Genomic DNA, 3229 nt, shown 5'->3' with positions numbered 1-3229 from the left:
CCCAAACCTGGCATTCTGTTTCGCGATATCACTACCTTGCTGCGCGATCCAGCGGGTTTAAAATACTCGATCGATACCTTAGCCAGTAAAGTTTGCGATTGGCAACCGGAGTATATTGTCGGGATGGAGTCGCGGGGCTTTATTTTTGGCGCGGCGTTGGCTTATGAGCTGGGGATTGGGTTTATTCCCGTCCGCAAACCAGGCAAGCTGCCAGCCGCAGTCCACAAGATCGAATATGCCCTCGAATATGGCACGGATGCGCTAGAAATCCACAAAGATGCCTTTTCCCCCGGCAGTAGGATCGCGATCGTGGATGACTTAATCGCCACTGGCGGCACCGCCGCAGCCACAGCTAAACTATTACAAGGCATCGGCTGCAACCTGGTTGGCTGCGCCTTTGTCATCGAATTAGACGCCCTCAATGGTCGATCGCATTTACCCGAAATCCCGATCGTCTCCCTCGTCCACTACTAAACCCTTTATTGCTCCCCGCTCCCCGCTCCCCGCTCCCCGCTTTGTACGGAAACCCCTAGACCGCAAACCCCAAGATTGGGCGATAATAAAAAGAATCGAAATATATTGGCATAGCTATGATACCTACCGTAATCGAACAATCTGGTAGAGGCGAACGCGCCTTTGATATTTATTCGCGGCTATTGCGCGATCGCATTATTTTCTTGGGCGATCAAGTTACTTCCGATTTAGCCAATCTGATCGTCGCCCAACTGCTCTTTTTGGAAGCCGAAGATCCAGAGAAAGATATCTATCTATATATCAATTCTCCTGGTGGTTCGGTATCGGCTGGGATGGGCATCTTCGATACGATGAACCAAATTCGCCCCGACGTCTGTACTGTCTGCATGGGCTTTGCTGCCAGCATGGGCGCGTTCCTGTTGAGTGCTGGAGCCAAAGGCAAACGGACGAGCTTACCCAGTTCGCGAATCATGATTCACCAGCCGTTAGGTGGTGCTCAGGGACAAGCGACAGATATCGCTATCCAAGCGAAGGAAATCCTCTACATCAAGGGCAAATTAAACGATCTCTTGGCCGATCATACCGGACAACCGTTATCGAAAATCCAAGAAGATACCGATCGCGATTTCTACATGTCGGCTGTCGAAGCTAAAGAATATGGCTTAATCGACACTGTGATCGATCGACGTGTCAGTGCTTCAAATCCACCATTGGCTCTAGTTCAGTAAGTTAATAGGGGCACAAGTGCCTCGTGTAATTTTGAGATTGGTTTCGCAAGGAAACCAATCTATTTTTTTGCTGATTTAATTAAATCGATCGTCGATCGATTGCGATCGATTAAATTAGATCTTTTATGGCAATTCAGATAAAAATTTTACAGTCAAGGGATAGCTGTAAATCCTGCCATACATCGCTAACACAGCAGCAACAATCGGTAGCAAAAATGCTGAAAACATGAGTATTCCAACTAAAAAGATAGCAGGATAAGCAATAATTCCTACAAAAGATTGACTGATATTTGTTGGTAAAACGCCACAGATAACACCTAGCAATCCAGCGACGACAAATAGATATAGAAAGAGTGAAGTTTGAAAATTTAGTGCAGATCTTCCAGATCGATCGACAAAAGGATGCTGATTTTTTGTAACTAGCCAAATTATCCAAGTTATCGGCAGACATATAATCGGAAGTAGAGTACAGAGCGCGTGCATTACTGCTGCCAAAATCCGAAAATTTAGTGGTATTTGTTGACGTGAATCTTCATTCATCAGCTCCTCCCTCTTGACGATCTTGATTTTTAAATTGCTTGGCTGTTACGACTCAGACTATGATTCGGGATTCTAAACATCTCGAAGAAAAGGATAAACTAACCGATTTTTGAAGTGGAGTCCTCTGAAGGCAAAGATACCGGCAATTACAGAATTGAGAGCATAAGCGATCGCGATACAATTCAGTGTAACCAAGCTGATGAGCACAAAATTAGTCCCCAGGGATTGTCCAAAATATCCGTTAACGGCTAATCCACAAGTACTGATGAATGCAAACACCAGGCATAGTATTAAGAGCGACATATTAAGAGTGTAATTTAGTACGCTCCTACCAGCGCGATCGACAAATGGATGGATTCTCCCTGTTAGCCGCCACTGAATCCAGGCGAGAACCGGCAGCAGAAAAATTGTTGGCAAGCCAAATAGAAAGTCGATTATTAATAAACCTTCAAGACTATAATTATTTCTGTTGAATATTAAAAGTGACAAGCCATAAACAGCAAAAATACTAGTTGGGATGCCAATAATTGCGTGTGATATGGCTGCTAACGCTCTGATTTTTGGGGATAGACGATCGTTCACGATTCACCTCCAGTGCCAGCTACTAAATGCGCTCCTGCCGCACCATCTCGATAGAAGATATTAAAAGTATCGAACGGAATTAATTTACCATTAGTCTGCGCCATGTGAATGCACGATCGCTTAACCGATCGAACATCAAAGTTATAGGGATCGAGAAACTGGACGATCAGAATCCGAAATACATTCTCATAAGTTAATCCCTGCGGTACGGCAACTAATGGCAAGCAACATAATAGTTGCTCCATTTTCATCGCCGACATCGTTGGCGAATTCCCCGTCGAAAATAGATCGAATAGTTTCTGCTTGAGCGTGTCATTCTGCTCGTACACGATCGAATTGGGCATTAATTTAATAAATGTACTCGGATCGACTAAACCTGCCAGCGGAATGACTTTACCATCGACTTTTAGAGCATAGCCCATTGCCAAACAATCGGGATGACAGGGGACGGGCAGTAAATCTTCAGATTTAAAATGAGGGCTTTGTTCGAGAATCGATCGCCGTACTGCTGTGAGTGGATAGCGATCGACTTTGGGATCGAAACCCTCTAATCTGCCAGCAACTTGAATCGGTTGAAATGTCACGCCGCGTACGCACTTTTGTGCCAAGGCGTAGTCGATAATTTTCCCTAGTTCGTTATCATTCAATCCTTTTTTGACGGTAACGACTAAAGTCGTCGAAATATTAAATTCATTCAGGTTATCGATCGCTTGTTGTCGCAGTTGCCGTAAATCCGCCCCCCGCAACTCCTTGAGTGCTTTGGCTTCAAAACTATCAAATTGCAGATAAACTTCAATCCCAGGCAAATAACCAGCTAATCGTTCGCAAAATGCGCGATCGGTGGCAATGCGAACGCCATTAGTATTGATCATTAGATGCTTAATCGGCTTAGTTTTTGCCAAATC

Annotated in this window: 4 protein-coding genes and 1 pseudogene; 2 read left to right on the top strand and 3 right to left on the bottom strand. The window is 44.7% G+C overall.

Features of this window, described 5'->3' with window-relative positions; translation table 11 throughout:
• Together RMO84_RS16630 and clpP are read left to right on the top strand one after the other, a co-directional pair.
• Positions 1-474, top strand: a 474-nt coding sequence (locus tag RMO84_RS16630; protein ID WP_310489551.1) for an adenine phosphoribosyltransferase, incomplete at its 5' end; no start/stop codon positions are given.
• Positions 475-590: 116 nt separating this feature from the next.
• Positions 591-1202 carry an ATP-dependent Clp endopeptidase proteolytic subunit ClpP gene (gene clpP / locus RMO84_RS16625; RefSeq protein ID WP_310489550.1) on the top strand — a complete coding sequence of 204 codons (612 nt, stop codon included), beginning with the start codon at positions 591-593 and terminating at the stop codon, positions 1200-1202.
• Positions 1203-1325: 123 nt separating this feature from the next.
• Here the strand turns inward: clpP and RMO84_RS16620 are convergent, their stop codons facing one another.
• From RMO84_RS16620 to RMO84_RS16610, 3 genes and pseudogenes are all read right to left on the bottom strand, one after another.
• Complete coding sequence (locus tag RMO84_RS16620; RefSeq protein WP_310489549.1) at positions 1326-1742, bottom strand: DUF4870 domain-containing protein; 417 nt, start codon at positions 1740-1742, stop codon at positions 1326-1328.
• A 72-nt stretch (positions 1743-1814) separates the two neighbouring features.
• Positions 1815-2324 carry a hypothetical protein gene (locus RMO84_RS16615; RefSeq protein ID WP_310489548.1) on the bottom strand — a complete coding sequence of 170 codons (510 nt, stop codon included), beginning with the start codon at positions 2322-2324 and terminating at the stop codon, positions 1815-1817.
• Positions 2321-3229 (bottom strand): annotated as a pseudogene (locus RMO84_RS16610) (radical SAM protein); the annotation flags it as partial. The gene RMO84_RS16615 and the pseudogene RMO84_RS16610, both read right to left, overlap by 4 nt.

It is taken from the genome of Chamaesiphon sp. VAR_69_metabat_338, assembly GCF_031423935.1.
Lineage (GTDB): Bacteria > Cyanobacteriota > Cyanobacteriia > Cyanobacteriales > Chamaesiphonaceae > Chamaesiphon.
Note: the sequence above shows the minus strand (reverse complement) of the source record. Positions and strands in the feature narration are given on the sequence as shown.